Genomic DNA, 26511 nt, shown 5'->3' with positions numbered 1-26511 from the left:
CGATGACAACGAAAACGTCGGCGACGGGGGCGGCCCTGGCCGCCCGCGCATGGCGCGGCGTCGCGCCGTGGCTCGTGCCGCTCGCACTGCTGGTGGCATGGGAAGTCGGCGCCCGCATCGGCTGGCTGTCGACCCGCGTGCTGCCCGAACCCGTGGCGGTCGTGCGAGCGGCCTGGTCGCTCGTGACGTCGGGGGAAATGTGGGCGAACGTGAAAGTCAGCACATGGCGCGCACTGTTCGGTTTCGCGATCGGCGGCGGTGTCGGCCTCGCGCTGGGGCTCGCGACCGGCTTGTCGAAGGCGGCCGAGGTCGCGCTCGATTCGACGATCCAGATGATCCGCAACATCCCGGCGCTCGCGATGATTCCGCTCGTGATCCTGTGGTTCGGCATCGACGAGAAGGCGAAGCTGTTCCTCGTCGCGCTCGGGGTGTTCTTTCCGGTCTACATCAACACGTACCACGGGATCCGCTCGGTCGACGCCAACCTGATCGAGATGGCGAAGAGCTACGGCGTGCGCGGCTTTGCGCTGTACCGCGACGTGATCCTGCCCGGTGCGCTGCCGTCGATTCTCGTCGGCGTGCGCTTTGCGCTCGGGCTGATGTGGGTGATGCTGATCGTCGCGGAAACGATCTCGGCGCAGTCGGGCATCGGCTACATGACGATGAATGCGCGTGAATTCCTGCAAACCGATGTGGTGGTGGTCGGCATCCTGCTGTACGCGGTGCTCGGCAAGCTGGCCGACGTGCTGGCGAAATGGCTCGAGCGCGTGACGCTGCGCTGGCACCCGGCTTATCAATCAGGAGCAAAGGCATGAATGCGACGACTTCGGCGGCCGCCTACGGCCCGCTTGCCGGCGCAGACCTCGAGGTCGAACTGGCGCAGGCGCGTGTCACAGACGGCGACGCGCGGGATGCGGCGATCCTCGACCGTGACGGCAGTGCGTCCATCGTTCCGCTCGCGCGGCGGCGGGCAGGAAGCCCGGCACCCGACGACGCGGTGACGCTGTCGGGTGTCAGCAAGCGCTTCGGCGCACGCACGGTGCTCGACGACGTCGAGCTCGGCATCGCGCGCGGCAGCTTCGTCGCGATTGTCGGCCGCAGCGGCTGCGGCAAGTCGACCCTGCTGCGTCTCGTCGCCGGGCTCGAGCAGCCGAGCAGCGGCGCGCTCGTGACGCGTGGCGAAGGCGGCGGCGTGCTCGACACGCGGATCATGTACCAGGATGCGCGCCTGCTGCCATGGAAGACCGTGCTGCAGAACGTGATGCTGGGCCTCGGACGCGGCGCGCGCGACAAAGCGCGCGCGGTGCTCGACGAAGTCGGCCTGCTGGAGCGTGCGAACGACTGGCCCGCGCAACTGTCGGGCGGCCAGCGGCAGCGTGTGGCACTGGCCCGCGCGCTTGTTCACCGGCCGCAACTGCTGTTGCTCGATGAGCCGCTCGGCGCGCTCGACGCGCTGACCCGCATCGAGATGCATGCACTGATCGAGCGGTTGTGGCGTGAGCATCGGTTCACCGCGCTGCTCGTCACGCACGACGTGCAGGAAGCCGTCGCGCTCGGCGACCGCATCCTGCTCATCGAGCAGGGGCGCGTGGCGCTGGATCAGCCGGTGCCGCTCGACCGGCCGCGCGCCCGCGCATCGGCCGCGTTTGCGGCGCTGGAGGACCGCGTGCTGAAACGCGTGCTCGCCGGCGGGCCCGGTACGGACGCACAGGGCGAGGTGCACGAGGCAGACAACGTTCGACCGGTCGGGCAGATCCGCTGGGCCGTTTAAATCCGGGCGGCAGCGGCCGCCCGTTCTGAGATCTTTTTCTTCGGAGCGATCAACCTGATGAGCATCACTGCAATCAACGTACGTAACCAGTTCAAGGGCAAGGTGAAGGAGATCATTCGCGGATCCGTGGTCTCCGAGGTCGACGTCGAGACGCCGTTCGGCATCGTCACGTCGGTGATCACGACCCGTTCGGTCGACGAACTCGAACTGAAGGTCGGCGCGGAAGTCGTCGCGCTCGTGAAATCGACCGAAGTATCGATCGCACGCCTCTGAGCGCGTGTCCCGCGCCGGTGCGGCGCCGCGGGCAACCTGCCCGTTGGCGCCGCCCGGCATTTGCGCAGCGCGTTTGCCTTGGTATTCGACGTCCGGACGAAGTGCTAGGATGGAGCGACACCGATGCCGGAGGCCACGCATGACCCCCATCCTTTCCCCCGAAGCCATCGAGGCGCTGAAGTGGATCGACCAGTTCGGTGAAAGCCGGCCGGTTCCCGCTGCGTTCGATGACGTCGTCTACGCGTTGCTGAACGAGGGGCTGATCTATCAGGCGGCGGCCGACCGGGTCGACCTGACGGCCGATGGCAAATCCTTTTTGTCCGACGAATACGATTGAGCGCACGGCGCCGGCCGCGCGGGCGGCCGGCGCTGCGTCGCCACGGAGCGTGCGATGGAACCGAGAGGCAGCGACCTCGGCGATTTCAGCGAGCCGTACCGCGGCTTCGAGATCGAGGTGAAGACCGAGCAGGTCTGGGACGGCGAGCATGCGCATTACCGCGTGCTGCAGGGCGATGCCGTGCGGATCGACTGGCGGCTCGTCAAGGTGGACGGGATACTGCTGACCGAACGACGCGTGATCGAGCGCGTGCTGAACGAGGCGCGGCGGGCGGTCGATGCGGAGCTGGGCGAGGGGTAGCGTGCATGCCGGGCAGGCCTGCACGCTGTTGCGGTAAAATACCGGGTTGTTTCCGCGCCGCCTGGCCTGTTGCCCGAAATCCATGTCCGTACCGTCCTCGCTTCCCCCTCGCCGCGTATCCGTCGCGCCTATGCTCGACTGGACCGACCGTCATTGCCGTTCGTTCCACCGGACGCTGACGCGCGATACGTGGCTGTATACGGAGATGATCACGACGGGCGCGCTGTTGTTCGGCGATGCCCAGCGGCATCTTGCGTTCACGCCGAACGAATCGCCGGTCGCGCTGCAGTTGGGCGGCAGCGAGCGCGACGATCTTGCGCGCGCGGCGAAGCTCGGCGAGCAGTGGGGCTACGACGAAATCAACCTGAATTGCGGATGTCCGTCCGAGCGTGTGCAGCGCGGCGCGTTCGGCGCGTGCCTGATGAACGAGCCGCAGCTCGTCGCGGACTGCGTGAAGGCGATGCGCGATGCGGTGTCGGTGCCGGTTACGGTCAAGCACCGGATCGGTGTCGACGCGGTCGAGGACTACGCATTCGTGCGCGACTTCGTCGGCACGGTGGCCGAGGCTGGCTGCGAAACGTTCGTCGTGCATGCACGCAATGCGATCCTGAAAGGGTTGTCGCCGAAAGAGAACCGCGAGATCCCGCCGCTCAAGTACGACTATGCGTATCGGTTGAAGCGCGATTTTCCTTCGCTCGAGATCGTCATCAACGGCGGCATCACGACGCTCGACGAGGTTGCGCAGCATCTCGAGCATGTCGATGGCGTGATGCTCGGCCGCGAGGCGTATCACAACCCGTACGTGCTCGCGGAGGTCGATGCACGCTTCTACGGATCGACGGCAGCGACGCCGACGCGCGAAGAGGCGGAGGCGAAGCTGATCGAATACTGCGCGGCCGAACTGAAGCGCGGCACCTACCTCGGCGCGATCGTGCGGCATGCGCTCGGACTGTATCGCGGCATGCCCGGTGCACGTGGCTGGCGTCGTGTGCTGTCGGACAACAAGAAGCTCGCACGCGGCGATCTGGCCGTGTTCGACGAGGCGCGCGCGCATCTGAACGAGGCCGAAGAAGTTTTTGAAAAAAAAGCTTTGCAAGATTCAAAAGTGTTCGTATAATCTTGTTCTTCGCTGCTGAAACACAAAAGCAGCGAAGAACAAAAAGCAGTAACAGTGGTGGCTGTAGCTCAGTTGGTAGAGTCCAGGATTGTGATTCCTGTCGTCGTGGGTTCGAGTCCCATCAGCCACCCCAACAAATTCAAGCACTTGCAGCAGAATCAAGCTGACGTGTTACAAGTTTTGGAAGATGAGATTCCAAAACTTGGAAGATAAAGCAGAAATGGCCCGCCAAAGAGCGGGCCTTTTTGCGTCTTATACCGGGGCGAATATGGCTCGCTTGCCAGCGATTTGTGATCGATGCGGGACAACGTTTCCATCTGGCATGAAGATGGAGAACGGGGTTCACGATAATTTATTCACTGGCTGCAAGTCGGGGCCGTGCCCAAAGTGCGGCGGCATGGGCTCGATTCCTGATGGTATTTACGGCGTGCTCGACGGCCTGATTCAATTCGCGCACGCAGGCGAGTTTCCGCATAAGCGCCTCGAGATGTTGGAGCAAATTGCGCTCGCGGCTCGAAAGGACGGATGGTCAGCAGATCAGTTCAAGGAAGAAGCCGAAAAGCAGGCGCCCGGCGCGGCGAAGCTGCTATCGTGGCTTCCCTCGAATAAAGACCAGTGGTATGTATTTATCGGGTTGCTAATAGCGGCATTGGCACTCCTGCAGGCGAGTTCCGGATATACGCTGAAAGATCTCATTCACGCCGATACCCAACAAGCCAGTGCGTCTGTTTCAGCGCAGGCCCCGGTGGCGTCGCAATCTCGCGCTCAACCGGCGCGGCAGACTGCGCGCCCGGCCCCGCACCGTGCACAACGAAAGATCGGCAGGAACGAACGCTGCCCGTGCGGCAGTGGCGCTAAATACAAACGCTGCCACGGGAAACTGTCGTAGGGCTATCGAGTCGCGCGCACTTTGCGTTGGCGCCGACGATCGTACGTCTTTCTCACCATGCGTTCGTCTGCGTGGCCGGTCGCATCGATGATTCTGTCGTCGCCTTCCTCCTGGCGATCGGTCACAGCGGCCGGCCGCATATCGCGCAGCGCGAAGCGCTCGAACGGCACGCCGCGCGCCTGCGCCTCCTTCTCGCAGTAGCCCATCAGCCGCGACCAGTTCGTGTTCCACCCGCTGCGCGTATACACCTGGCCGGCCGTGTTACCGAAGACGTGCACGCTCGACGTGCGCTGCAGCGCGAGCGCTTCATCGATCACGGCTTTCAGCTCAGGTGACCACAGCACGAGCTTCACGCGCTGCTGCTCGCCGGCCTTGCGTTTCCCGATCGGCACCTCGACGCCTTCCGGCCGGATGCTCTGGCGGTGTAGCTCCCTCATTTCGGTCGGCCGGCTGACGGTCAGGTATGCGGCCTGCACGCACAGCGCGAGAATCAGGTATGCCGAGCTGGGATGCTGGTCGCCGACGCTTCGGCGGGAACGCGCGACCTCGACCGCGAGCTCGATCTCGGCCTGCGTCACATACCTCTGGCGCGGCCGCGTCGGGTTGTACTCGATGCCGCGGCACGGGTTCGTTTCGAGCTCGCCGCGGCGCCGGCCATATTCGAGGACCGCGGACAGGAGCGCGATTTCCTTGTTCGCCTTCGCCGGCGCGCCGAGCTGCGCGCGCTTGTCCAGGTAGCCATACACGTGCTTGGGCTTGATGGCGGCCGGCGCCATCTTCCCGAAGACCTTGATCAGGCGTTTCGCCTCGACGCGGTTCTCGTCGAGCGTGGACTGTGCCTTGCGCCGCTCGTCTGCGTGCGGCAGACCGTCCTGCCATTCGAAGTACCGCGCAACGAGCGCCTCGACCGTGCCGGGTTCGATCGCGTTCCCGTTGAGCGCCTCCGCGCGCTCGATCGCCTGCTTGCGGATCTCGGCGAGGGCTTCCTTGTTGTGGGCCGGGGCCGACAGGCGGAATGCCCATCTGCCATTGGGCAGCTTGTAGCCGAAGCTGACCTTGTGTTTCCCGTAATGGGCGTAGAGCCGGAAGGGCAACCCGTCCGGCCGTTTCCGTCTTCCGATCATGATTACAGTGCGGCGAAGTTCGGTTCTTCTGACGCGGCGGTGCGGTGCCGGCGCGCGGGTGTCGAGGGGGCGGTGCCGTTCATGCGGGCGTCATAGTACTCGCGCGCGACGAGCGGTACGCCGGCGATGTTGACCGCGAACGGCCAGTGATTGCGCTCAAGCCAACGTTTCATGCACGCGTGGCTGCGCGGCTTGCAGCCGATCAACTCGGCCAGCTCCGGGGTGGTGAGGTAGAGGCTCATGATGCAATCCTTCGAAATGCCACGACCCAGACCCATGGGTTCGTGTCCCAGCCGTACCCGCGCGAGGCGTTCAGGCTGTCCCAGAGATCGTGAAAAGCGCGGATGCTCGGCGGCCGGAAGGCGCCGGTGCAGTAGCCGCGCATGTGATGGTCCTCGATCGTCACGCCTTCGTCGCGCGCATCCGATTCGCTGATGCTCTGCAGGCGCTCGGCGCGCACGCCGGTTATCTCGAGCGTGATGCGCGACGCCCATCGCGGCATGTGGATGGACGGTGACCAGCCGCGGGATTCCTTGGCGTCGAGCGCCTGGAATGTGTTGAGATCGATGTCGACCTCGGCGCGGCCGTCGTCAGCCTGGTAAGCCAGGCCGGCATAGCGGCGTATCGAGCGGCCGCCTTCGAACGTCTCGGTGCCAATGCGTCGCACCTCGTGCGTTTCGCGAACCCATAGACGGTCGCCGACGTCACCATGCGGACAGACGTAGCAATCGCCGGTACGCGTGTGCCAGATCGCGGCCAGCTCTGGCGCGGGCGTCCCACCGACATACTTCACGGAGCCGCCGCCGGCCTTCGTCGGTTCCCACACACCGAGCGGGTTGTTGTGCGGCAGCTTCACGACGCGCCGCGTTTGCGTCTTGCGACCTTCGAGGATGGCCCGTACCATCGGGCCGGAAAATAAAATCGGGAGTTCACGCATGGTATGCATTGACGGTTGGATTGAGTGTCATCCAGGTACGGCATCGTGGGTTCAGGCCGTTGCGTCGGTTGTCGCAATTGTGTGGGCCGGCTACAGCGCTCGCAGACTGCAGGTCGCGAGCGAGCGACGTAGGCGAAAAGAAGTCGCGTCTATTCTTCGAGAAATAGCCGAAAGCGTGACGAGTGTCACAAGCTATGTTCAACGCGAATTGCCAGATCGCGCAGCATTGCACCGTGTTGCCAGCGGAATGGCGCGCTTTGAAATGGACGAGGTTCGCGGTATGGAGCGGGTTCTTAATGAAATTCCGCTTCACGATCTCCCTTCGCCGGACTTCGTCAGGCCAACACTGATGCTTAGGTCCGCCATCCGTCAGCTGCGAAATGATCTTGAAGAGGCAATTGCCAGACATCGCAAGATGGATGCGGCCGACTTCGATGGATTGTTCAGGACCATTGGAGAAGCGAATAAATTGTGCTTCGACTTGGCAAACAAGATCACGAGTACGGCTGTCTCGATATAAGAAGGTAGGGCGTTCGGTCATGCTAGGATTCCCGAACAACGATCCCGGAGATCGACATGGCAAAGCCCAGTTTGACGCGCGTCCAATACATCGAAATGGTGAACGAGCGCATGCGCGGACATCCGGAGTACACGAGGGAAATGCATGTCCACTTTTATCCGAAGGGTATTGCGCCGGAGCATGCGAGCGGAATCTATCTCGAAGGACCGCCCGCGGCGCGCGGCGTGCTTGCGGACACGGATGCGAAGATCTTCGAGGAGTATGACTTTGAAGGGTTGCCGACAAAGTAATTGCGTCATCGGATGACCTCCGGGAATTCGTCATGCGTGCGACCGTCGAGCAGCCGGCCGGCAGTGCGCTTGCCTGCGCGGTGAACCATGGACCAGCCATCGCCGCTCGTGGCGCCGCGCGGGTAGTCATCTACGCGGTAGCCGCCGACGGCGACTCGACCGTCAAGCGCGATAGCCGCCGTTTCAATACGGCCCTCGCCGAAGTCGCCAGAGCCTGGCGCCCATTCGCCGTGTTGCTTGAACAGGAACGGCACACCGGCGGCCGCGCACTGGTCGCGCAGCGAGCGGGCCCAGTCCGGGTGCATCGGCCGCGCGCCGGCTCCGCTTTCGCCACCGACGATCACCCAGTGCAGACCGTGCTCGGTGCTGCTCCATCCTTGGAGCGCGCTGACACGATGGCCCCGCCACGGTATCGATGTCAGGTCGACAGGTCCGAGCAGCGGCTCCATCGAAAGAAAGCGCACACGTGCCGGCACCTCGAGCAGCTTCGGGATGTCTCGGTCGGCCTCGGCCTGGTTGACGATCGTCGCTCCGAGCCAGACGTTGGGCCACGGCCAGTCGCGGTCAGCGTCCATCAGGCACTCGACCGAGGCCTGGATCATTTCGCGCGCGTTGCCGATCCGCTTCGTCAGCAGGAGCCAGTCGAGATTTGGCGTGCGCTTGATGAGCTCGAACAGGTCGGCGCGCCACATCGGGTGCACTGCGTTGTCGAACACGTCCGCGAGCGACGCGCAGAACACGCGCTGGCGACGGCCGTGCTCGGCGAAGAAGTCGGCGTGCGCAGCATTCCAGGCGAGCGGCTTGCGCCAGTTCGCGGCCGACGTGCGGCGGCGCGGCGCGCCCGGGCCCCAGTTCACGGCCGAACCGCCGCCGAACCGCGCGTTATGTGCTTCGGCGTAGCAGTGGTCGCATCCGGGGCCGACCTTCGCACAGCCTTCCCACGGATTGAACGTCGAGTCCGTCCATTCGATTTTGCTGTTCTCGCTCATGCCGCAAGCTCCTCGTCGGTGTCGTCCATGGATTGCTGAAAGATCCGGCCGGGCTCGCCGACGGGGATCGTCACGAGGCCGGCCGCAGTGAGAAACGGATTGCGCTTCATGGCGCTTCGGGCGGCGCGCGCTGCCTTCGATTTGATCGCTGCCGGGCACGGCACGTCCGGCGCATTTCCGACAGCCCAAACAGGGCGCCACTGCGCTCGACCGACGGGCGGAATCCAATCGACGATGTGCACCTCGGTGCGGTGGATCGCCAGCAGTTCGCTGACGCGTTGCTGCGAGACTCCGCAGCGCTTCACCAACTCGCGAACCGACAGCTGTTCCGTTTTGAGAATGGCGCGCATGTGATTCCATGCCGGCGCCGCGACCGACTTGTGGTCGCGCGGCGGCCGCGAGATCTTCAGCACCGTCCGCGCATAGGTCTGCACCGACTTCCGCGGATGTCGCGGAAACGCCGCGTAGAGCGCTTTGGATGGGATGTGGGACGGATAGAGGCGGGCGAGCAGACGTATCTCGCCGGTCGTCCACGGGTTCCGTGTCGACGTCGACATGCTACGATTCCTCCGGTTTTTTCCAGCGAGCACCAGATGAAGACGGTTTTCCTGATGCGTGGGTATGAGATGAACTGCACGCCACGCCCGACCGACGACGGCAAGTTCGCCGCGCAGGTCGAAGTGACGAAGGTGGGATTCAGCCGCGAGGCGGCCTTTCGGAAACTTGGCGAGTTCGACACCGAGGCCGAAGCGGTCGCCTACGCGAAACAGTTTTCCGAAGAATGGTTAAGCCGGTACTCATGAAGACCGTGACCCCATGCAGAGAGTGCGTCGCTATCCATGGCGAATCTGCCGATTTGCAGCCGCGGCATCTCGAATTGGTTGGGGTTGTTACACGGAGGGGCGCTCCATTCGAGGAGCACTATGAGTGCCCCAATTGCGGCGCATCGCTAGCCCGGGCCGTTGCCGCAGCGCTTGAGGCGCGAACTTGGTTTCTAGTCGACGGTGTGCGCCACTGAACTGGTCGTAGTCGGTTGCTGCGCCTCAACTTCCTCGCGCGACAGAATCGGCCATGATTACGTTCCGGAGTGGGTGGCGTCGATGGCGCGCGTAGGTGTGCCGAGTGGTTTCCAGTGCGTGTACGGTGGCTGTTCGCGAGGCAGCCGGCTACCAGCCGGCGCAACGGAATGCGCCCATTCGTAGTGATCGGTCCACTGGCGCCAACAGCCATCGTCGAGCATGTCGAAGTCGTAGCGCTCCGGGTGCTCGGGAGATTCCGGATCGAGCCAGAACACGACCACTTCCGTGTCGGCCGGCGCAGTTTCGATCGGTCGCCACGCCTCACCGTCAGGCATGGTGCGGTGAATGGCGACGTATGCTGCCAGCTCCAGCGCAGCCGCATAACTTGCGCCATCCATGCAGGTGCCGCACTCGCGAATCCACCGCGATACGATCGGCTCCATCTCGGTCAGCATGTCGTCGGTGCTCTTCATACTCGCACCCATCCTTTCGACGTCGATCGGATCTTCCCGGTCTTGCGCACTGCCTGGAGACGCCGGTCAACGATGCGCCAGCCAACGACTTCACCGAATGTGGTCGGCCGGCATTCTTCGCGCGCGAGCCGCTCGCTTTCTTCGCGCACTGCGCCAGTATTGACGGCTGCGAATTTTTTCGGGGTGTCGTCGATCGACGCGAGGATCAACGCGTCGAGTTTATGAAATTTGCTCATGCTGAGGCTCCAGTGCGGGCGATATTGGCAGGGCCTATCGGCTTACGCTTCCAGTGCGTGTACTCGGGAAAACCCGGGCTGACGAAGTGCGCCTCGACGATTGTCGGAAAGCCAGGATCGTTGTTCCATGCGAGAACGTCATCGCATGAAGCAATCCCCGCATCGCACGGGCGCTGTGCCGTAACGCTGATCCAGTCATCGGACGCCTCAGCGCGCGGCTCCGGCTGGCCCGGATGGGCGGCAAGAAGGGCGCGCAGCGCTTCGATATGCGTCTGCGATACGGCCATCGACCGACGGTCATGTGCGGAAATATCGGGGTGGTACGTGTCGGCGAGAACGCGAAGGGCGACCTGCGGTGACTCGCCTTTTTCATTCAGTTCGAGCAGTTCTCGGCAACGCTGGCGCAGATCGTTCGTCAGCCCGACCTGAGCGTCTGCCTGCGCGGGCTGCGGGGCGGCGGCAAGCTCGGCGCGGTATGCGGCATCGAGCGCATCGTCTCGATCCTTCCCGGCTTGCTCGGTAGTGTTGAAGGCGATGAGTGCCTTCGCCCGCATATCGTAGGAGCGATCGATCGGCACGAGCGCATAGCCGGCCGGGATCGCCACCGCCTCCGCCGCCATAGCGGGCGAGTGGGACTCTTCCGGCATCGGCATCCATCGATCAGGCTCGGGCTGGATGCCGCCACCCACGTCCCACCATCCGATGTAGCCGTCGCTGTCGGTTTGACCGATATATCGGCCATCCATGTCGCGGTGCTCGGTGGTACCGCCTTCGTCGTGAACCGACCAGCCTTGCTGCACGTGGGTGCCGTTGCTCAGCAGTATCTCGGAGCCATCCTTCGGTGCCGTAGCTATCGGTTGCCAGCCGTCCACCTTCTGAATGGCGCGCGCCGGTGCCCGGTAGACAATGCGCGTGAGAGCGGGATCGCTCTTGGTGCGGTCGTAGATCTGCTGTGGTACGTCAAGCCATGCGCCTTCTTCGGTCAGGATCTGGTAGACCGCGCCTTCCGCACCTGTTTCAGTGGCCGAGGCGGCGGCCTGATCGACTGGGTAGCCGTCGAACGCATGCGCGATGTACTCGGTCAGGATGAAGCGATCGTCGGCATTCGGGTCGCGCGACGAATTGTTTTCGCCGACGATTTCGAACGTCTCGATTGCCGCGAGTGCCGCTTGCGCCGTCAGCACATCGGTGCGGCCATTTTTGTTGCGGGTGGTCATTAGGAAGGTCCTCAGTGAGTAGATTTCCTTTACGTTTTGCTGTGAACATTGAGACTGTTACAAAAAATTCTCCAAAAATGCCGAAAGGTAAGCGGTTGGTAAAGGCTTCGTTATTTGCGGGAATTTCGTTCCGTGGCACGATGCAGACTCGTCCAACGAATCGGAGGGCTTTGTCGTGGAAGAACTCGAACTTGGAACTGCTGACTTCACCTTTTTCCCAATCGGACTTGACGATGGAGAGGCTGCACATCGCGCCGTCTTTGTCGGCGCGGCCGCTAGCTATGTTGTCAACATTTTTCGGATAAACAGTAAGAAATCCTTGAGAATTAGCGTCGACATCCCTCGTCCAATTGCGGAAGCGAAGCAGTACAACTGTGCTGCAGACGTTGTGCGAGATGCGATCGGCCAGGCGTTGCGAGACAATCTTTTCAACAATCCACCGACGGAAATGGTCTATCTCGATGAAGACGCTCCGCGATGGAAAGGAAACCTGGAGGTAGCGCGAAAGTGACGTTCGGCGCGGAACGATGGTATGAGGCTGCGCACCAACTCGCGGCAGTCGTCGAAGTGGCAGCGGTCAATCCAGTCGGTCACGGTGGTTGTCCTCGCTGGTCAGAACGTCTGCGGCGCGACCGTCAGGGCGATCGCGATCGGGCGCACCCAGACTGGCGTCGATGAAAGCTGGAACGTCTCGCCAGATTCGGCGAGCAGGAGCGTCGTGCCCATTACTTCGGCGATCGCTTGCGCTGCGTCGGGCGGCACGGCGTTGCCGATGCGCTCGCGCCACGCCTGGTCGGAAAGGCCGTCGAGCTCAAGTTGCTCCTCCGGTTCCACGAGCGATTGCAGGACGGCGAGTTCGAGCGTGGTGAAGGGCCGGTGCCACGTGCCGTCGAGCGCGCGTATGACGGCGACAGTCTTCTCGTTCGCCGCGGGCATGCGCGGGTCGGCGACGGACCAGCGGCCGTTGTCGTGGCCGGCGGCGGCCGACACTGCGCCGCTGTGCTGGTCCCAGCCGACGACGCCGTAGTGGCCGCCAGTCAGGTACGCGTCGCCGCGCTCGCGGCGCATGCCCGGGCGCGGATCGGCGACCGCGAATGCGCCTTGGCCGCTGTCGCTGCGTGCGATGACCGTGCCGGCCGGCTCGTCGAAGCCCGTGACGCGGTACTTGCCGGCGCCTTCGAACCCGGTTGACGAACGCGGATCCTGCACACACTGGCCGGTGCCGTGAGCGCTGGTGACCGCACCTGCAGCGTCATCCCACGGCACGATCCGAAATTCGTTGTTGTGCTTCGCCGGGCCACCGTGACGCGGGTCGGCGACGGTGTAGTAGCCCTGTCCCGGTGTCTGCTGCCCCGCGATCGTGCCGCAGTGGTCATCCCACGGCAGCACGCCATAGGCGTGGCCGTCGTTCCACTTCGCGCTCTGCGCAAATCGCGGGTCTGCGACCGAGAATGAGCCGTTGCCGGGGCGGCTCGCGCCGGCGACGACTCCACTCGGCTCGTCCCAGCGATTCACACCGAGCACGCCGTTGTGCATGTCCGGCACGATCAGGTAGTCGCGCAGGTGACCGTTCTCGATCGCGAGCTTGTTCAGGCTGCGCCAATCGCTGCCCGCTTCGACGAACGCGAGGCGCACCCACGTTTTCCACTGCAGTGACGGCACGCGATGCATCGGGCCGGCCGCACCGATGTCGCCCGGCAACGGCATGCGGCCGAGCAGCGTGCCGACGCCCTGAAGGCGCTTCAGGGGCGGTTCGTACAGGAACGCCGGCACCTTCGCCATTTGACGCGCGACGAGCAGGAAGCGCTTGCGGCTTTGCGCAAGACCGCCGATCTCGCCGCAGTCGTGAGTCGTCTCGTTCACGGCGTAGCCGTAGTGCTCGAGGATCTTGCCGATCTGATCGAGCAGGTGACGGCCGCGCGTCGCGAGCCGCGGCACATTCTCGAACACGATCAGCTCGACCGGATCGTCCTTCCATGCCTCGCACATCAGCCAGACGCAGCGCAGCGTCAGCTCGTTGAGCGCCTGGTATTTCGGCGTGCGGCTGAGCGTTTCCGACAGCAACCCGGACGCGCCCTTGCACGGCGACGAGATGAACACGCAATGTGGGTGCTCGTAACCGGCGGCGCGGCGCACGTCTTCCGGCGTCGCTTCTCGCCAGCCTGCCGGCGGCTCAGCACTGTGGAACGCGGTGTACTGCTCGCGTGTGAAGAGGTCCATGAGCGTGCACGGGACACCGACAATCGTGCGGAAGTCGCGACACGCGGCGGGATCGTTGTCGATACCCCCAAGCACGCGCCACGTGCCGGTCATTGTCCCTACGTGCGAGACAGCTTTCTTGAAACCTTTCATGCCCGCTCCGAGGCCGGAGCAGAAGCCGAAAACCTTGAATTCGCGACGAATGTTCATGGGAATCACGGGAAGTCGAAAAAAGAAGGGCGCCGATAAATTCGGCGCCCTTCGAATGCCGCGCGGACCGAGGTAAACCACGCGGTGATGCTCTGTCTGTTCAGCGAGGCATTCGCTGCGGTTCGGCGCGGCCGCGAGCGGCGCGCTTCCACCATTGGTCGTCTGCGCCGGGCTTGTGTGCGGTGTACACGCGGCCCAGTTGTCCCTTGTCGCGCAGGAAGCCCCATTCTTTCGTGCGGCGCGCGCGGTGCGCGAAGATCGTCCAGCACTCGTGCACGCCGTGGTCGCGCGGCAGGATCACGCGATGGAACGAATCGCCGATCAGTGCGTTGAACCAGCGCACGATCTTCGTGCCGGCGCGCGTCTGCTCGTAGTACCAGCCGGTGAGGATCAGGGAGAAGGCCCACGGCCACGGGTGATCATGCAACCCGCGATCGGGATCGCTGTCGACGAAGCGGTGCAGGTACACGCGCACGCCGAAGAGCGTGACCAGGTAGTAGCGCTCGAGGTAGGGGCGGCCGGCATCGCTGATGATTCGGCACGGCAGGCGGCTGCTGATGGAAAAGAGAAGGGCGCGCAGCATGATGTTCTCCCGGGTGAGATGTGGGCGTTCAGTCCGATGAGTCGATGGTTTCGCTGAAGCCACACTTCGTACAGGTGTACTGATTCATGAAGTTGCCGACGTTCTTCCGGTCCATCACATGCTTGCAGCCGAATCGGAAAACTCTGACGGTGCCGCCCCAGTAATCGCCGATCAGCGCGTAGCTGATCTGGTCGTGCATGAAGAACATCCGTGCGTCGCCGAGGAGCGTTCGCAACCAGCCCGTCGCGATCGGCGAGTAGCGGAAGAACGATGACTTCGCGAATTCGTCCCACGAGATTTCGGTCCATCCATTCGGCAGAACGTCGCAACCGTATCCGCGCACCGGATGCGGCTCGCGGCCAACCTTCCCGCCCCAGTACAGGTCTTCGATCTGACCGCGAAACGCGGCGTCGGCGCCGCTGATCTTGTCCAGCAACATGTCATGCCTCCGTCGTATTCGGTAGCGCCGCGTCGAGGCGTCGGATCAGCTTGACGATCTCCTCGGGGATGCGCATTGCGTGGCTGCCGTGCATCGCGGCGAACGCCGGCCGCAACAGGTTGCGATCGTTGTCGCTCAGCTCGGCGTGTTCGAGGCGCGAGAGCGCGCGCCAGAGTGGGTCTTGCGTATCGGTCATCGGGGGAACTCCTGTTGAATGACAGTCACGACGCGATCGCATGTCGCGACGTCGAACCAGCCGATGTGGCATTCCTCGTGGTTCGCGATGCCGAGCTGTTGTGCCAACCAGATGTATGCGTCGGTGCGCGTCATCGCGCCGGATTGCCAGATCGGGTTGAAGGCAGCTTTCGCGCGTTTTCGTGCTTCGCGGGTCGGCTCGTCGGCCAGCGTGCCGAGTGGAATGGCGGTGAAGGGGTGCAGGCCGACGTATGCCCGGCAGGAACGACAGAGGAACGCCCACGGCCAGTCGCCGTATGCGCGTCCGTAGATCGCAGAGTTGTTCACGATCTCGACGGGCCCGCCGTCGTAAGGGCAACTTGTCGGAGCCGGAAGCGGGTTCTTGACGCGGGCCGTCGCGCGGCGCGACGGGTTCCACGGCGTCTTTTTGTCGGCAGCGCTCATGGTGGGTCAGATATGGCAGTCGACGACCGTGATGATCGTGTCGTCGGGCATGCTGTCGAGCAGATCATTGACCTTCCGGTTCCAGTCGTCGCAGTCGCGTTCGTCATGCGAAATGCCGAACCATCCCATCGTGCCGCGCCCGGCCCACTGACCGTCCTTCACGAGAGCGTAGGTCACCGTCGAGCTGTCGCGGGCCTGCTGCACGTATTGGTCGCGCGGCGTCAGGTACTCGTCGACGCCATGCCATGGGTTATCGAGCGCGGCTGCCACTGCCTTCATGGCCGGTTGAGCGTGGTATGCCTTGCGTGCGGCGTCGATGTCGCCTGCATGCAGAACCTCGCGTACGTGCTCCCAGTCGTGCCACGTTGCATCGCCGCGCGCAGCGGCCGCCTTGTCCCAGCGTTCGCCGGCTTTCTTGCCGGCCGCGTCTCGCATACCGTTGAAATCGATGTCACCTTTGCGAGCGACGTCTGCTCGGCCGGGGCCGTCGTCGGCGCATGCACCCATGAGCCCAGGGCGACCGCGTGCGCCAGTTGCGCCATCTTTCAGCTGCAGAAACCCTGACCATCGGCCGCCGACGACCCACCAGTCCCACTGTTTCCGAGGATTGGTGCGTTTGACGACTTTCGTAACGTTCCCACTCTCGTCGAGCATGGCGTATCCGAACTTGTGCACGCCGTCCGTATCCGGCGCTTCTCCGAACGGAACGCACGTAAAGCCGTACCAGCCGGCCAGCCAATCGCCGAACGTCTTCAGTTGCGCAGTGGGTACCTCGACAAGCTCGTATCCCGGCGGGACGAATCGCATCCGTCGACCAGGAGCGAACGAGGGCGCGTCGGGATCGGGCTGAGAAAATTCCGGGCGCCAGTTGCCGCCGTTGTCGAAGAAACTGTGCAGCGAGCCGTCCGGAGCTTTCAGGCGCGTCTCGGTCTGCTCGCCAAATTCGGCGCGTGCTTCGTCGGTTTTGTCGACGTCCTGCACGAATTCATCGTTTTCGCCGGTGCATTCGAACTCGTGATACGGCCGGAGTTGCGTCTCGACATCATTGCCGATGACGAGTACTGAAAAGTGGCTCATGGTGTTTTCAATAGTGAATTTTGGGGGAGAGGGATGGCGTTATCGCGCCATCCACTGCGTGCCGCGCACGATCCGGCCGACCGGTTCGAGCACAAGCACCTCGGATTCCTTCTCGCTGCGCACGAGCGCGCTGCCACGCCGCTGGGCTTTCTCGAGCGACGTGTGACGTTTCGGCTTGCAATACCTGCCGACCGTCACGAACAGCGGCGCGCGTGCGCCGACCGGGCCGAGTGTCAGCTCGTCGATGCGCGCCTCGAGCGCCGCGGTATTCGCGCGCCAGGTGTCGGCTCTTTGCTGCGCGGCGTCGCGCTCGGCGGTGAGGCGTTCGACTTCGGCGCGTAGGTCCGCGATGATCCGCACGACGTCGATGACGCCGGCATTCGGGTCCGACGACTTCTCGACCACGCCGACCGATACCAGCTCCGGCGCTGCGGCGGCGGCCGGTGTGTTGCTGGTCGGCGTGGCCGGCTTCGCTGCGCGCGCGAGCCAGTACACGTACTCGTTGCCGCCGCCGGCACGCTTTTCGCGCTCGACGACGGCCTCGCCGAGCATCCGGTTCAGCTCCTTCGTCACGTCGAGATGCGGGAGCCCGGTTCCGGTCGCCACGGCCTTCGCTGTGGCTTCCGACGTGGCGGCGAGATACTTCTCGATGTCCTCTCTCATGCTGCCTCCCGTATTGCATGCTGCGTGGCCGGCGCCACCTGACCGCCCTCAACCCAGAAAGCCTCGATGGAATCAGGCAGCCCGCCGGGCGGCGCTTTCAGGCTCATGAACACGAGTGCCGTGTCGATCTGCTCGCTGTAGGCGAGATCGTCGAGCCAATAGAGCAGCCGGTCGCGCTCCGGGCCGACCAGGACGTCGGCGCGATCGAGGACGAGCAGCTTCAGGCCCGAGAAGTGGCTGATCGCCGCGGCGATGTGCGCGTCGACGCGCCAGCGTTCCGATTCGGACAGCAGGGCGTAGGCGCGTCCGTCGGCGAAGATCTCCATCTCCGGCGTGATCGTCACGTCGGCCCATTCGGACATCTCGGCGAGGTCCGTCAGGCGCTCGTTCATCGGCGTGAGTGCCTCTTTGAGCAGATCGGCCGGGATCCCGTTCGGCGCGAGTGCGTCGGCGATCGCCTCGTACGCGGCGACGTCTTCGTGCAGCGCTGCAGCCTGCTTTGCAAGGTCGGCGGCGCCGGCGGCGCGCCGCTCGATTTCGCGTAGCGTCGCGATGTCAGTGTCGAGCTGCTTGCGGCGGCGCTGGAGGTCGGCCAGCTCCGAGCGCGCGGTGTCGCCGCTCTCGCGTGCGGCGGCCGCGCTACCGTCCGCCGAATCGTCTTCGAGAGCGCGCAACTGCGTCGCGGCCGCGTCTGCCGCTTCGAGATCGCGTTTGCGGTTTGCGGCTGCGTTTTGCAGCGTCTTCAGGCCCTGCTCGTACTCGGGTAGCTTCGCAGCTGCGTCGGCGTCTCGCGCACCGGTTGCGGCCGCCGCCGACAGCACGCCGTTGAGGTAGCGCAGAAGTGCGCCGCACTCGGGGCACGAACATTTGGTACCGGCCGGCGCCGCGCCGGCGCGCACACGAAGCGCTTCGACCTTGGGCAGGAATTCGGCGACCTGTTCGTCGGCGAGCTGCGCAAGCTCGACCGCCTTCGCGTAACCGGCGGCGCGCGTGCGCAGATCGGCGATTTTCGATGCACGCGCACGTGCCGCAGTGTCCGCCGCGTCGGCAGCGCCGATCTGCTGCTGCAGTTCGCCGATCCGATCGTCAAGCGTCGCCCGGTCGCCCGTGAGCTTCCGCAATGCTGCCTCGTCGAATTCGACCGGTGCCGGGCGCCAGGTCGCTCCCTTCTGGCTGCCGTACGTCTCGCCGGTCGCGTTGCGCCACGACTGCTTCGCGCCGCGCGCGCGGTCGGCCGCCTCCTTCTGCGCCGCTTCGAAGCCGGCGCGCAGCATCGGCGTGATGGCCGCGAGCCGCGCGGCGGCTGGTGCCGGTACCGCGTCGGTGCGAAACCCGAGCTTGTCGAGCAGCCGGGCGCGCATTTCGTCGACGCCGATCTTCACGCCCATCAGGTCGTACAGGAACGTCCGGCGCTCGGCCGCGCCGAGGTGCGCGAACCGCTGCGCGTCGAGCACCAGAGGAAGGCGAGGATCCTCGGCGAGCTCGCGCTTGAGCTTCCCGGACGGCAGCGTGACGCTGTTCGCCTGCTCGCCGCACGCGACCACGATCTGGCCACCGTCCGCACCCTCGGTGACGAGCGAGCCGTATTCCTTCTTCAGCGCGACGCGCACGGTGTCGCCAGTGAGCGCCATGCGAACCGCTTCCTGCAGGCTGCTCTTCCCAGCACCGTTCGGGCCGGTGAAGAGGGTGACCGGTTTCGCGAGCCGGATATCCGCTGTGCGGATGCCGAGCACGTTCGCCACGTAGATGTCGGTGATTTTCACGATTCCTCTCCCTGCGTTTCGCGCGGCCGCAGCACCGTGCGGCCGCCGTCCGAATCCATCGCACTGACGACGCCCTTGGCTTCGAGCAGCTCGATCAGCCGCGCGGCGCGGTTGTAGCCGATCTTGAACTGGCGCTGCACGCTCGAAATCGTCACCTTCTGCTGCTCGATCACGAACGCTTCGACTTGGGCGTATAGCGGATCCTCGTTGCCGGATGCGGCTTGTTCCTCATGCCACTCCTTCCAGCCCTTCATCCATGCGATGCACAGCTCGCCGGCCATCACGGGGCATTCGCTCTCGGGCTTGCCTTCGGCGGCCGCTTGCCGGCCGGCCTGATGCTGCTCGTCGAGCTGCGCCTGGGTCGGGCCGTCGCCAAGCTTCGGCACCTCGCGGAAATCGGCGTCGACGACGTTGCTATCCGGCTTGTCGCCGTCCATGCCGTCGCCGTCCTGGTCGGTGTACTCGCGGCCGAGGTCCAAACCGCGCTGATCCGATTCGCCGCGGATCTCGTCCATGCCGCCGGTGTGCTCGTCGGGGTTCGCGACAACGACCAGGACGGCTTTGCCGCTTGCTTCGTAGAGTTCGTGCAGGTTCGGCTGAGAGCCGCCGAATTTCACGACCGCCTTGACGCCGTCCTTGATCGTGATCTGGTCGAGGTCGCCCTGCACGACGATGCGACCGTTGCTGGCGATGAGGTGCGTCGCCATCTTCACGTTGTGGTCGACGCGTGCCTTCAGCCTGTCGATGACGTCGTTCTGCTTTTTCTCGGAGAGCTTTACCCAGATGTCGGGCATTAGCTTCATTTCGGTTACCAACGCGGAAAGCAGGTCTTTGCCGATGCTGTCGGCGGTCATCTGGAGAACGTTCTTGTCGGTCATGTCGAAATCCTTGGCGGCGATAGAGGGGGTTAATCGGCGCTGATCGGGCCGCGTGCCCGGCGGCCGGCCGGTGCGGTCGTTTGAGACGACGCTTTGCCGGTGGCCGCCTGATCAGCCGCCGCCGTGATGGCGCGCATGCGCGCCGAGGCAAGGGCGTTTAGTTCGGCCTTGGCGGTTTCGTCAGGCACGCCGCTGATCGCGCTGCGCGCGAGGTCGAGATCCTCGGGGGTTTTGGCCGACTCGATGTCCTCGCGGATGCCGAGCACCAGGCCGCTCACGTCGAAGTCGAAGCCGCCTTGCGGTGCGTGATCAGCGTCGCCCGGTACCTCATCCGACGCCCGGGCTTCCCTCTGGCCTGCGTTGTCGCCTTCGTCTTCAGGAGGTTGCTCGTCGGTCGGCGTGGAGGGGGCCGCTACGGTGGTGCGGCGTACCTCTTCGGCCGGATGTGCCGGGCCCGCTCGCAGGGTGTCGAGCGTCGTGGTCTGCACGGTGAAGGAGCCGTCGGGGTAGACGTCCACGATGTCGGCTTCTTCCTCGGAAGTGCGACCCATGCCCATGACGATGTCGGGCGCGTGGATGTTGCCGAAGAAACTGCCGGCGCGGTACTGGAACATCAGCGTGCGCAGGCCGGTCTGCCACTTCGATCCGGCCTTCCCGTACCAGCCTTCCTCGACGACCATTCGCATGCTGACCGGCGCCGATTCGATCACGGGCATGCCGATGTCACGGTAAAGGTCGAGCATGCGGCCCGCGTATTGGCGAACCTGTTCGGGCGCGAGACGCGGTTCCGGTGTGCCCCGCGGAAGTGCCCAGGCGATGCACTCGATGTCATCGACCTCGACCTCGCGCTCTTCGAAGATCGGCTTCCGAGCCTGCTGATTCCAGCCGGTCTTTTCCTTGTACTTGGCCGTGATCTTGCCGCGGCTGATCATCTGGAAGCGCAGCGGCGTGAAGCGGCCCGACGCGTTGATGGCGGCGATCACGAACTTGCCCGACCACCGCAGCTTGCCTTCGATCATGTCGGCGTTCTGCATCACTGCGGTAATCGACATGCGGACGGCGCGCGCGACCTCGATCGCGACGAGACAGTTGCCGATCGCAGACGGGTTCTCGACCCAGATTTCCTCGCCGTTCGCCTTCTTCAGGTTGTGTGACCGGAACTGTGCCGGAACAGCATCGCTGCTCGCGTAAGCCTTGGCGATGCGGTTGGCCAGGACAAAGCCGCGCTCGGTGAACATGTCGACGGCTTGGTCCGGCATCAGCGCCGGCACGCCGCCGGCTGCCTTCACTTCGCTCAGTTGTGCGGGTGCATTCATGGGTGCCTCGTTACTCGTGGAATTTGCAGATGCCGTGCCGCGGGCAGTACTTCGCGTCGCAGAGCAGCGATTTCGGGTTGGGGAAGAAACGGCCGGTGCGGAACATGTCGGCCGCGAATTCGATGAGGCCGGGCTCGTCCTCGGTGCCGATCATCACGCGCTTGGCGTCCTTCACCGATGCGGTGGCCACCTCGGGCGTGCCCTTGGTCTTCAGGCCGATGATCTCGGCGGTGTCGGCGATCAGCTCGCCAGTCGTGTGCTCGTAGAGCATCTCGTAGGTGCCGATCTGCGGGCCGTGTCCCTTCGTGACCGCCACACCTTTCTGCACCGCGGCTGAGCCGCTCTTCAGGTCGGCGATGCCCGGGCCGAGCGCTGTGCGGCGCACGCGTGCCCGGTCCATCGTGCCGGTCAGGCGAATCGTGATGCCGCCGCCGCATTCAATGTCGAGCGGCTTCGTCTCCATTTCGACGACGATGAAGTCGTAGCGCGGCGCGACCTCGAGGCAGTATTTCGTGGTGAGCGAGAGGCCGATGCGTTCGGCTTCCGACAAGCTCAAGTCGTCGCGCGCCGGGTCGAATTCGTTCTCCGGATCATGCAGCTTGTCGACGAAGGCACCTGCCGCGTCGTCGACCGTCAGACCGGAGCCGTCGAGGCGTGCCTGGTCGAAGACGGCCGTGCCGGCGTGGATCGCGGTGCCGAGCGCCGCGCGCAGGCCGACGACGTTGCGCATCTTCAGGAGGTGGATGCCTTCCCAGCGATACGCGCAATCGAACAGGCCGGCCCAGCTCGACGCGCGCACGGTGTAGACCGAGGGAGTCATGCCGCACCTGCAGTTTCGGCGGTGGCCTCCGCGGCCGGCGCCGGCATCTTTTCGATGCACACGTACGGGAAGCGCTCGGGGAACGGCTTGATGTGCTTGTAGAAATGCGAGCCCAGCGAGTCGGCGCCCTTGAGCGCGTCGAAGTTCGCCTGCGTGAAGCCGGTGTAGTGGTACAGCGACGTCGGTGCATTCGTCTTGCGATCCTTGAAACGGACCGCAAGCGTTTCGGTTTCGGCGTCGTAGCCGATGCTGTGGATCTGCGACGACTCGACGGGCAGGGTGTCGATGGTTTTCATGTCTTGGGACTCCAGATTGAACGACGAGAGACGCGCATCGAACAGCGCGCTGGATGTGGTGGACAACGTGACGTCGATGGGGAGCGACGGTGGCGCTTAGAGAATCCCCAAGCGTTTGCTGAAGCAGTCGATTGCGATCGCGATAGCTGCAACCGCGATGAAGGTCGCGAGAACGAGCGCGCGCGCAGCACGCGGGTGCCGGCGCTCGAAGAGGTCAGCGTGATCGATGAAGCGGCTCATGCGGGCCTCATGACGAGGGCGGTGACGGCCGTGCCGTCTGCGTTGAGCCGGGCAAGCACGAACGTGCACACGGCGGCTATCGCGAGTGCGACAAGGTAACCGGCCACGGGATTCCATTCGAATACCCGGTCGAGCAGCGCACCGAGGAGGTCGAAGGGCGTCATCCGAGACTCCGCAGGTAGGGGCCGGCCAGATCAGCACCGAACCAGAGCGCGCCGATCGCGACGCCGTACGCGAATGCCCATGCCGCGCCTTCGATCACGTAGCGCACGCGCGATACAGGCGATCGCTTGTAATCGCGCAATACAGGCGATAGGCTGTTGAGAGGGGCGCGCATCATGCCTCCCGTGCGCCAGCGAGCGCGGCTTGAATTGCGTCATAGACTTGCCCCGCGAGTTCGTCGCGGTGGATGCCCGGGAACTCGACACGCTCATCGTCGGGGCTGTAGAGGTCGATGCGCAGTGCACCGCGCTCAGCCATCACCACGACCTTCCAACCCTCCGGGAGATCGCGCGAAGCGCCGACAAGGCGGTATTCGAGAAGCGTCGAGTTTCCGTCGACCTGAGCGATGCAACGCTGGTGAACGCCGAACGCAGCGCGCACGAGCTTCACTGCGTCGCTAGTTACCGCATAGCGGACGTCCTCACCGGTACGCACGGATATCTCCGCGTTTTCACCCATCTGTGCCGGCGATATGCCCGCCATGTTGTAGGTCGCGCGAAAGAAAGCTTCTTCGGTGTCGAAGCGCATCACAGCCCCCGTCCCGCGATCGTCACGATCCGCACCGGCTCCGGCGCAGCCTTGCGGCCGGCTTTGATCAGGGCGGCGTCGAGCGTCATGCGAACGCCGGACGTGAGCAGGGGCGTGCCGTTGTGCCGCGCTGCGTCGTCCTCTGCGGCGATCATTTCGAGGGCGGCGGCCATGTCGGGCGCGGTCTCGATCAACTTCGCATTCGCTTCTCGCTGCTCGACGTGGGCCAGCCACATCCCTTCACAGAACTCGTGATCGAGAACTGCGTTGCTCGGTCCGGCGCCATACAGGCCCTTGTAGTCGGGCGCCCAGATCCATGGCCCCGGCGTGTGCTTGATCTCGTTCATGTGGTCCCTCGGTGTGGTGTGATTGCCCGCAGTGCGGGCGCGGTTGGTCAGGCGGGAATCACGGCGATGACGGTATTGACCATCGTCCCGGAAGCCTTGAACGCGCCTTCGGGCAGTTCTTCGATCGAGCCGCCACGTTCGTCGACGAGCGCGCGAAATTCCGACGTCAGCCGATCAGTGCGGAAGAGGACGCCGGCCGACATCACGGACACGAGCCGTCCGTCAGGCACGAGAAACCGGAGGGCATGCCGAACGTGATGAATGTCAGCGCGCTTTTCGAACGGTGGGTTCATCACAACGCGGTCGTAGACAGGCGACGGCTCGACGGCAAGGAAGTCGGCGAGCGTGATGGACCAGTGGTCGTAACCGAGCGCCTTGAGCGCGTCGACGTTCACCGGCAGGAGCTCGTAGCAGTCCACGGCCGTGTCGCGGAATGCGCAGGCAATGTTTCCTCGGCCTGCGCTCGGTTCAAGGACGCGGTGTCCGTTGCGAACGTCCGCGAGTTCGATCAGGCGATCCACCACGCTGGACGGCGTCGGGAAATATCCAAAGTCCTGCGGGATCGTGATTTCGCCGGTCAGGATGATCTGTTCGATAGCGTCACCAGCATCGCCGTCGAACACGTGCGCCTTGGCCTTGCGGTTCCATTTCCCGCCAGCTGCTTCGAGCACTTTGTTCGTGCGCTCATAAAGCGAGCGTTCGAGTTGACCAACCAGCTTCAGCTGGTTCCCGGTCGTTTCTGCTGCGCTCAGTGTCGCGAGCACATCGGTAGTAATTCGCATGGATGTTCTTCCTCGTGTTGCGTGGTCAGTCGTCCAGTGCGCAACGCCCGGCGTGGTCGGCGCAGCTGGAGAATCCGGCATTGCCCGGGCCGAATATCTGGCCGCATCCCGAGCAGTAGACGTTGGCGAAACGCGGCGCGACGGCGAGATCTGCATCGGCGACGCGCCGCTTGATCTCGGCGGCGAGCACGTTCTTGCAGACGTTCCAGACCTCGTACACGTCCTCGATGTAGCCGCGGCGCAGCGCAGCGTCGAGCAGGGCGATCTGCTCAGTCGAGAACGGCAGCACGTCGAACGTGACGGCATCGGCGATCGCTTCATTGCGCTCGTCGCGCGCCAGCGCGGCATCGTCTGCCGCGGCTTGCAGCTGGTCGGCGTGCTGCTCGGCGCGGGCCGGGAGAACGCGGAGATTGTGCTGATGGGTTCGAGGACTATGCATCGCATCCTCCAAATAAAAGTAGGATTGCTAACTGAATTTCTGTCTTGAACTGAAACGCTGCGTGCGCAGCCCTCACTGGTGACGCCTCAGAAGAAGAACCGCCACCGGTCAGAACTGCATCACTCGCGCGCCCGACTACTCCCGGCCGAGCCGGCTCCGGGCCGCGCGAGGTTTGTTCCGATTACGAAGCCATCGGTCACATGGTGCTGGCTGTCTTGTGTCAGGTTCGTTCAAGCCTGCAAGCGGTAGCCAAACATCGGCCTAGCGCGCTGCGCCTGTCCTGACTCACGACGCTGATCGCGCCGGCCGGTTGCTCCGCGTGTGCGGTCCCGGCATACCTTCGATTGTTAGAGAGCGATCCGCTGGAGGCGGTGGCGCGGCGTCGGTGCCGCGTTGATGGGAATTATAACTAAGGTTATCGACGTGTCAACAACCAAAGTTATCGAGTGGTGCGGAAATTTGTAACAACGCGGCGACGAGCAGACTGGTAAGCGCCTGCTGACAACAGTTGAAAGATTTCGGGAACTGGGGATAAACTACTGTACATGCATACAGTATCGTGACAAACCGAAGACGAGGGCGTCCTGTGGAAGAAGAATTGAAGACGCGTCTGCGCTGCAGGCCCGGGGACTTGGCTAGGGTGGTGACGAGCAGGAACCCTGCGCTGGTCGGCACGATCGTGGCGATTCAGCGGCTGCGGTCAGATGGTCGATGGGATGTGCTGCTCGAGAAGCCCGCGTTCGGTTTCACGGGAAGAATGAAGCGGCCTGTCGTTACGCGGGAGTTTTCATTCTGGGATGCATCGCTGGAGCCGCTTCCACAAGAAGCGTGGAGGATCAGTCGCCGACGGGCCTGTCTTCGTCCTGAGCAGACGAACGGTGCGGAGCTGATTGTGCTAACAGCCCACTGATGTACGCCTCGACTTTGGCGCGGCCAATCTCGTCGAGCCGATCGTAGCCTGGCGGAACCGGCTCAGCTTCATCGCCGAATTCGAGCCACTCCAATGTGGTTTGAAGCGCGCGCGCGAGTGCGAACCCGTTCGTGGTCGTAGTGCTGCCGCCTCTTTCAACCTTGGCGATCGCCGGCTGCGATACGCCGACAAGTTCCGCGACGTGCTTCTGGGATAGGCCCAGTGCCTCGCGACGTTCCTTCGCCCGGCGCCCGAATTCAGGATTTTCCATAGCGGGCATCCTATAACCTTGGTTGTAAGCCGGCAAATAACCAAAGTTCTTGCAGATGAATAACTTTGGTTATAGTATTGCCGCATGAAACCGACCAATTGCTCCGTGCCGGCTCTGCTTGCAGCGATCCAGAAAGCTGGGTCGCAGTCCGCACTTGCCCGCCTGATCGGCAAAAAGCAGCCACACATTCACAAGTGGCTGCATTCCCCAAATGCAATGAGACCTGAGAACTGCGTTCTCGTGGGGAATGCCGTCGGCATCCCATACAGGGACTTTCGTCCCACCGACTGGCACCTGATCTGGCCTGATCCCGCCGTAGCAACTGAGCTGGGACGTTTGGGCGCGTGCACTGCAGAAGGGGGGCAGCGCGACGCGCTCCGTACAGGCGTCGACTGAT

The 26511-nt window shown here is 64.0% G+C and carries 39 protein-coding genes and 1 tRNA gene; 12 read left to right on the top strand and 28 right to left on the bottom strand.

Annotated elements, in window-relative coordinates:
* Positions 1-2: 2 nt before the first annotated feature.
* The 8 genes from ssuC (at position 3) to ABY44_RS39680 (ending at position 4687) form a co-directional block, all read left to right on the top strand.
* Positions 3-815, top strand: a complete 813-nt coding sequence (gene ssuC / locus ABY44_RS39715; RefSeq protein WP_059526339.1) for an aliphatic sulfonate ABC transporter permease SsuC — start codon at positions 3-5, stop codon at positions 813-815.
* Positions 812-1771: an ATP-binding cassette domain-containing protein gene (locus ABY44_RS39710; protein WP_059700123.1), complete on the top strand. Its 960-nt coding sequence runs from the start codon at positions 812-814 to the stop codon at positions 1769-1771. Before ssuC ends, ABY44_RS39710 begins: the two co-directional genes overlap by 4 nt.
* A gap of 57 nt (positions 1772-1828) precedes the next feature.
* On the top strand, positions 1829-2044 hold the full coding sequence (locus ABY44_RS39705; RefSeq protein ID WP_006476104.1) for a TOBE domain-containing protein: 216 nt from the start codon (positions 1829-1831) through the stop codon (positions 2042-2044).
* A 139-nt stretch (positions 2045-2183) separates the two neighbouring features.
* Complete coding sequence (locus ABY44_RS39700; protein WP_027787628.1) at positions 2184-2381, top strand: hypothetical protein; 198 nt, start codon at positions 2184-2186, stop codon at positions 2379-2381.
* 54 nt (positions 2382-2435) lie between these two features.
* Positions 2436-2681: a hypothetical protein gene (locus ABY44_RS39695; protein ID WP_060172110.1), complete on the top strand. Its 246-nt coding sequence runs from the start codon at positions 2436-2438 to the stop codon at positions 2679-2681.
* 130 nt (positions 2682-2811) lie between these two features.
* Positions 2812-3798 carry a tRNA dihydrouridine(20/20a) synthase DusA gene (gene dusA, locus ABY44_RS39690; RefSeq protein ID WP_021161571.1) on the top strand — a complete coding sequence of 329 codons (987 nt, stop codon included), beginning with the start codon at positions 2812-2814 and terminating at the stop codon, positions 3796-3798.
* Positions 3799-3855: 57 nt separating this feature from the next.
* Positions 3856-3931 (top strand) — tRNA-His (locus ABY44_RS39685).
* 54 nt (positions 3932-3985) lie between these two features.
* On the top strand, positions 3986-4687 hold the full coding sequence (locus tag ABY44_RS39680) for an SEC-C metal-binding domain-containing protein (RefSeq protein ID WP_431643634.1): 702 nt from the start codon (positions 3986-3988) through the stop codon (positions 4685-4687).
* Positions 4688-4689: 2 nt separating this feature from the next.
* Here ABY44_RS39680 and ABY44_RS39675 read toward each other — a convergent pair whose 3' ends face one another.
* The 4 genes from ABY44_RS39675 to ABY44_RS39660 are packed head-to-tail and all read right to left on the bottom strand — an operon-like array spanning position 4690 to position 7289.
* The gene (locus tag ABY44_RS39675) at positions 4690-5811 is read right to left on the bottom strand and encodes a hypothetical protein (RefSeq protein WP_431643633.1); all 1122 of its coding nucleotides are present in this window, start codon (positions 5809-5811) and stop codon (positions 4690-4692) included.
* A gap of 2 nt (positions 5812-5813) precedes the next feature.
* Positions 5814-6053: a DUF4224 domain-containing protein gene (locus ABY44_RS39670; protein WP_301825947.1), complete on the bottom strand. Its 240-nt coding sequence runs from the start codon at positions 6051-6053 to the stop codon at positions 5814-5816.
* The gene (locus tag ABY44_RS39665; RefSeq protein WP_431643632.1) at positions 6050-6748 is read right to left on the bottom strand and encodes a hypothetical protein; all 699 of its coding nucleotides are present in this window, start codon (positions 6746-6748) and stop codon (positions 6050-6052) included. Before ABY44_RS39665 ends, ABY44_RS39670 begins: the two co-directional genes overlap by 4 nt.
* A complete protein-coding gene (locus ABY44_RS39660) occupies positions 6741-7289 on the bottom strand; it encodes a hypothetical protein (protein ID WP_431643631.1) in 549 nt (182 codons plus the stop codon). Before ABY44_RS39660 ends, ABY44_RS39665 begins: the two co-directional genes overlap by 8 nt.
* A 35-nt stretch (positions 7290-7324) precedes the next feature.
* Here ABY44_RS39660 and ABY44_RS39655 point away from each other — a divergent pair, with 35 nt between their 5' ends.
* Positions 7325-7558 (top strand): hypothetical protein, encoded by a 234-nt coding sequence (locus tag ABY44_RS39655; RefSeq protein ID WP_226112901.1) that lies wholly within the window; start codon positions 7325-7327, stop codon positions 7556-7558.
* A 5-nt stretch (positions 7559-7563) separates the two neighbouring features.
* Here ABY44_RS39655 and ABY44_RS39650 read toward each other — a convergent pair whose 3' ends face one another.
* Together ABY44_RS39650 and ABY44_RS39645 are read right to left on the bottom strand one after the other, a co-directional pair.
* Positions 7564-8547 (bottom strand): phage Gp37/Gp68 family protein, encoded by a 984-nt coding sequence (locus tag ABY44_RS39650; protein ID WP_431643630.1) that lies wholly within the window; start codon positions 8545-8547, stop codon positions 7564-7566.
* Complete coding sequence (locus tag ABY44_RS39645) at positions 8544-9104, bottom strand: hypothetical protein (RefSeq protein ID WP_431643629.1); 561 nt, start codon at positions 9102-9104, stop codon at positions 8544-8546. Before ABY44_RS39645 ends, ABY44_RS39650 begins: the two co-directional genes overlap by 4 nt.
* Before the next feature lie 36 nt (positions 9105-9140).
* On the opposite strand from ABY44_RS39645, the gene ABY44_RS39640 reads away from it, so the two are divergent.
* The gene (locus ABY44_RS39640; protein WP_124838979.1) at positions 9141-9350 is read left to right on the top strand and encodes a hypothetical protein; all 210 of its coding nucleotides are present in this window, start codon (positions 9141-9143) and stop codon (positions 9348-9350) included.
* Positions 9351-9622: 272 nt separating this feature from the next.
* Here the strand turns inward: ABY44_RS39640 and ABY44_RS39635 are convergent, their stop codons facing one another.
* Genes ABY44_RS39635 through ABY44_RS39625 form a run of 3 tightly spaced genes read right to left on the bottom strand, consistent with a single transcriptional unit; the run spans position 9623 to position 11492 of the window.
* Positions 9623-10039 (bottom strand): hypothetical protein, encoded by a 417-nt coding sequence (locus tag ABY44_RS39635; RefSeq protein ID WP_124838978.1) that lies wholly within the window; start codon positions 10037-10039, stop codon positions 9623-9625.
* Positions 10036-10275 carry a hypothetical protein gene (locus tag ABY44_RS39630; protein ID WP_431643628.1) on the bottom strand — a complete coding sequence of 80 codons (240 nt, stop codon included), beginning with the start codon at positions 10273-10275 and terminating at the stop codon, positions 10036-10038. Before ABY44_RS39630 ends, ABY44_RS39635 begins: the two co-directional genes overlap by 4 nt.
* Positions 10272-11492, bottom strand: coding sequence for a hypothetical protein (locus ABY44_RS39625; protein WP_431643627.1), 1221 nt, complete (start codon positions 11490-11492; stop codon positions 10272-10274). The genes ABY44_RS39630 and ABY44_RS39625 overlap by 4 nt, the downstream gene beginning before the upstream one ends.
* A 175-nt stretch (positions 11493-11667) precedes the next feature.
* On the opposite strand from ABY44_RS39625, the gene ABY44_RS39620 reads away from it, so the two are divergent.
* Entirely contained in the window at positions 11668-12003 is a 336-nt protein-coding gene (locus tag ABY44_RS39620) for a hypothetical protein (protein WP_431643626.1), read from the top strand.
* 101 nt (positions 12004-12104) lie between these two features.
* On the opposite strand, the gene ABY44_RS39615 is transcribed toward ABY44_RS39620, so the two are convergent.
* From ABY44_RS39615 to ABY44_RS39525, 19 genes are all read right to left on the bottom strand, one after another.
* Positions 12105-13901: a DNA cytosine methyltransferase gene (locus ABY44_RS39615; protein ID WP_431643625.1), complete on the bottom strand. Its 1797-nt coding sequence runs from the start codon at positions 13899-13901 to the stop codon at positions 12105-12107.
* Between the two features lie 100 nt (positions 13902-14001).
* Positions 14002-14484 (bottom strand): hypothetical protein, encoded by a 483-nt coding sequence (locus tag ABY44_RS39610; RefSeq protein ID WP_431643624.1) that lies wholly within the window; start codon positions 14482-14484, stop codon positions 14002-14004.
* A 28-nt stretch (positions 14485-14512) separates the two neighbouring features.
* Positions 14513-14923: a hypothetical protein gene (locus ABY44_RS39605; RefSeq protein WP_431643623.1), complete on the bottom strand. Its 411-nt coding sequence runs from the start codon at positions 14921-14923 to the stop codon at positions 14513-14515.
* 1 nt (position 14924) lies between these two features.
* Positions 14925-15119, bottom strand: a complete 195-nt coding sequence (locus ABY44_RS39600) for a hypothetical protein (protein ID WP_176114282.1) — start codon at positions 15117-15119, stop codon at positions 14925-14927.
* Entirely contained in the window at positions 15116-15562 is a 447-nt protein-coding gene (locus ABY44_RS39595) for a zinc-finger-containing protein (protein ID WP_431643622.1), read from the bottom strand. The genes ABY44_RS39600 and ABY44_RS39595 overlap by 4 nt, the downstream gene beginning before the upstream one ends.
* Positions 15563-15568: 6 nt before the next feature.
* Positions 15569-16639 (bottom strand): hypothetical protein, encoded by a 1071-nt coding sequence (locus tag ABY44_RS39590; protein ID WP_431643621.1) that lies wholly within the window; start codon positions 16637-16639, stop codon positions 15569-15571.
* A 39-nt stretch (positions 16640-16678) separates the two neighbouring features.
* Entirely contained in the window at positions 16679-17302 is a 624-nt protein-coding gene (locus ABY44_RS39585) for a 1-pyrroline-5-carboxylate dehydrogenase (RefSeq protein WP_431643620.1), read from the bottom strand.
* Positions 17299-19065, bottom strand: coding sequence for an AAA family ATPase (locus ABY44_RS39580; RefSeq protein ID WP_431643619.1), 1767 nt, complete (start codon positions 19063-19065; stop codon positions 17299-17301). Before ABY44_RS39580 ends, ABY44_RS39585 begins: the two co-directional genes overlap by 4 nt.
* A complete protein-coding gene (locus tag ABY44_RS39575) occupies positions 19062-19943 on the bottom strand; it encodes a DNA translocase FtsK (protein WP_431643618.1) in 882 nt (293 codons plus the stop codon). The genes ABY44_RS39580 and ABY44_RS39575 overlap by 4 nt, the downstream gene beginning before the upstream one ends.
* 29 nt (positions 19944-19972) lie before the next feature.
* Positions 19973-21259: a hypothetical protein gene (locus ABY44_RS39570; protein WP_301825935.1), complete on the bottom strand. Its 1287-nt coding sequence runs from the start codon at positions 21257-21259 to the stop codon at positions 19973-19975.
* Positions 21260-21269: 10 nt separating this feature from the next.
* Entirely contained in the window at positions 21270-22079 is an 810-nt protein-coding gene (locus ABY44_RS39565) for a RecB family exonuclease (protein ID WP_431643617.1), read from the bottom strand.
* Complete coding sequence (locus tag ABY44_RS39560; RefSeq protein WP_060276386.1) at positions 22076-22375, bottom strand: KTSC domain-containing protein; 300 nt, start codon at positions 22373-22375, stop codon at positions 22076-22078. Before ABY44_RS39560 ends, ABY44_RS39565 begins: the two co-directional genes overlap by 4 nt.
* Positions 22376-22471: 96 nt before the next feature.
* Positions 22472-22615: a hypothetical protein gene (locus tag ABY44_RS39555; protein ID WP_226112886.1), complete on the bottom strand. Its 144-nt coding sequence runs from the start codon at positions 22613-22615 to the stop codon at positions 22472-22474.
* Positions 22612-22779 (bottom strand): hypothetical protein, encoded by a 168-nt coding sequence (locus ABY44_RS39550; protein WP_196485736.1) that lies wholly within the window; start codon positions 22777-22779, stop codon positions 22612-22614. The genes ABY44_RS39555 and ABY44_RS39550 overlap by 4 nt, the downstream gene beginning before the upstream one ends.
* Positions 22780-22951: 172 nt before the next feature.
* Complete coding sequence (locus ABY44_RS39545; protein WP_226112884.1) at positions 22952-23365, bottom strand: hypothetical protein; 414 nt, start codon at positions 23363-23365, stop codon at positions 22952-22954.
* A complete protein-coding gene (locus ABY44_RS39540) occupies positions 23365-23712 on the bottom strand; it encodes a hypothetical protein (protein WP_226112883.1) in 348 nt (115 codons plus the stop codon). Before ABY44_RS39540 ends, ABY44_RS39545 begins: the two co-directional genes overlap by 1 nt.
* A 47-nt stretch (positions 23713-23759) precedes the next feature.
* Positions 23760-24494: an SAM-dependent methyltransferase gene (locus tag ABY44_RS39535; protein ID WP_431643616.1), complete on the bottom strand. Its 735-nt coding sequence runs from the start codon at positions 24492-24494 to the stop codon at positions 23760-23762.
* A gap of 25 nt (positions 24495-24519) precedes the next feature.
* The gene (locus ABY44_RS39530) at positions 24520-24945 is read right to left on the bottom strand and encodes a hypothetical protein (RefSeq protein ID WP_431643615.1); all 426 of its coding nucleotides are present in this window, start codon (positions 24943-24945) and stop codon (positions 24520-24522) included.
* Between the two features lie 824 nt (positions 24946-25769).
* On the bottom strand, positions 25770-26114 hold the full coding sequence (locus ABY44_RS39525) for a helix-turn-helix transcriptional regulator (protein ID WP_060318105.1): 345 nt from the start codon (positions 26112-26114) through the stop codon (positions 25770-25772).
* Between the two features lie 84 nt (positions 26115-26198).
* Here ABY44_RS39525 and ABY44_RS39520 point away from each other — a divergent pair, with 84 nt between their 5' ends.
* The gene (locus ABY44_RS39520) at positions 26199-26510 is read left to right on the top strand and encodes a transcriptional regulator (RefSeq protein WP_226189941.1); all 312 of its coding nucleotides are present in this window, start codon (positions 26199-26201) and stop codon (positions 26508-26510) included.
* Position 26511: the final 1 nt, after the last annotated feature.

The organism is Burkholderia sp. ZZQ-2 (assembly GCF_050768715.1).
Taxonomy (GTDB): Bacteria; Pseudomonadota; Gammaproteobacteria; order Burkholderiales; family Burkholderiaceae; genus Burkholderia; species Burkholderia cepacia.
The sequence above is the reverse complement of the archived record's forward strand: the minus strand, read 5'-3'. Positions and strand labels throughout refer to the sequence as shown.